Raw genomic sequence first — 1,811 nt, forward strand, 5'->3', positions numbered from 1 at the left:
GATACCACACGTCCAGCAGCGGGCTGACTTCAGCGCTTTTCAGTTCGCTGCGAGCCTTGAGCCAGCCTTCAACAGCAGCACGCTGTTCTTCGCTGACCGAGCCGCGCTTCTGCAGGCAAACCAGACCGTAGTCATCGCCGCCCACGTAGCCGAGACCATTGGCCTCCATCGCTTCTTTCAGGAATGCGTCGAGGAAAGCGTCGATAGCTTCTTCACTCAGGCCTTCGTTGAAGTCCAGGTTCAGTTCGAAACCCAGCTCTTGGAATTCATCAACGCACAGTTTTTTGCGCAGACGCTGGGAACGGTTAGTCGCCATGGAACAATCCTCTTAAGTAATAACGGCGGGCACTTTAGCAGTTTAAGGTGGCGATTGCCCGACTCTCTGGGACAGGCGGCACAATGCCTGTAAAAAAAACGCCGATTACCAGCTATCGTTCAGCTACAACTGGAACCCCCTTGGGGCATAATGCCGACACTTTCATGACTATTGAGGGATTTTCTTGGTTACCCCTCACTTTTTTCACCCTCCTCAGCAGCAGGGTTTTATTCCATATGATCAAATCTTTACGTTCAATGCTACTTGCCGGCGTTTTCCTGCCACTGGCTTTTTCCGCCACCGCCGCTCCCGTCAATAACACCCTGCCACCCAATGTCCAGCAGGCCCTCCAGAAAGCCAAGATTCAAAACACTGCGCTGTCGTTGGTGATGCTGCCGCTGAACGGCCCGGGCACACCCACCATTTTCAACGCAGACGTGTCGGTCAACCCGGCCTCCACCATGAAGCTGGTCACCACCTATGCAGCCTTGGAAATGCTGGGCCCCAACCACCAGTGGAAGACCGAGTTCTACACCGACGGCACGCTCAGCGGTGGTGTACTGCGCGGCAACCTGTACCTCAAGGGCGGTGGTGATCCCAAGCTGAACATGGAAAAACTCTGGCTGTTGATGCGCGACCTGCGCGCCAACGGCGTGCAGCAAGTCACCGGTGACCTGGTGCTGGACCGCAGTTTCTTCAACCAACCGCAACTGCCGGAATTCAATGACGACGGCAACGACGAGAACAAGCCGTTCCTGGTCAAGCCCGACGCCCTGCTCGTCAACCTCAAGGCCCTGCGCTTTGTCACCCGCAATGATTCGGGCCGGGTGATCGTGTCGGTCGAACCACCGATCGCGAGCATTCGCATCGACAATCAGGTGAAGGCGAACAACACCAAACAATGCACCGGCGACGTGCGCTACAGCCCTGTGACGGCGGCCGACGGCAGCGTGACCGTTACTGTCAGCGGCCAGTTGGGCGATGGCTGCAGTTCGCAGACTTACCTGTCACTGCTCGACCACGCCACCTACACCGCCGGCGCCGTGCGGGCGATCTGGCAGGAACTGGGCGGCACGATCCAGGGCCGTGATATCCAGGCGCCAGTGCCCAAGGATGCGAAGGTACTGGCCCGTGCGTTCTCCCCGGACCTGGCGGAAATCATCCGCGACATCAACAAATACAGTAACAACACCATGGCCCAGCAGCTGTTCCTCAGCCTCGGCGCACAGTTTCGCAACGATGCCGATGGCGACGATGCCAAGGCTGCGCAACGTGTGGTGCGCCAGTGGCTGGCGAAAAAAGGTATCACTGCACCGCACCTGGTGATGGAAAACGGCTCCGGGCTGTCCCGCGCCGAACGGGTCAGCGCCCGCGAGATGGCGGCTATGCTGCAAGCGGCCTGGAAAGGCCCTTACGCGGCCGAATACATCAGCTCGCTGCCAATTGCCGGCACCGACGGCACCATGCGCAAACGCCTGAAGACCACCGCACTGCG

2 protein-coding genes are annotated in these 1,811 nt (G+C 58.8%); one reads left to right on the top strand and one right to left on the bottom strand.

Annotation, left to right across the window (positions count from 1 at the left end):
• Positions 1 to 316: YggL family protein (locus ACRESD_RS23585; RefSeq protein ID WP_431753108.1), on the bottom strand; the 316-nt coding region annotated here is incomplete at its 3' end.
• Between the two features lie 236 nt (positions 317 to 552).
• Here ACRESD_RS23585 and dacB point away from each other — a divergent pair.
• The coding region (gene dacB / locus ACRESD_RS23590; RefSeq protein ID WP_431753109.1) for a D-alanyl-D-alanine carboxypeptidase/D-alanyl-D-alanine endopeptidase at positions 553 to 1,811 on the top strand (1,259 nt) is incomplete at its 3' end.

The organism is Pseudomonas sp. (assembly GCF_050739995.1).
Taxonomy (GTDB): domain Bacteria; phylum Pseudomonadota; class Gammaproteobacteria; order Pseudomonadales; family Pseudomonadaceae; genus Aquipseudomonas.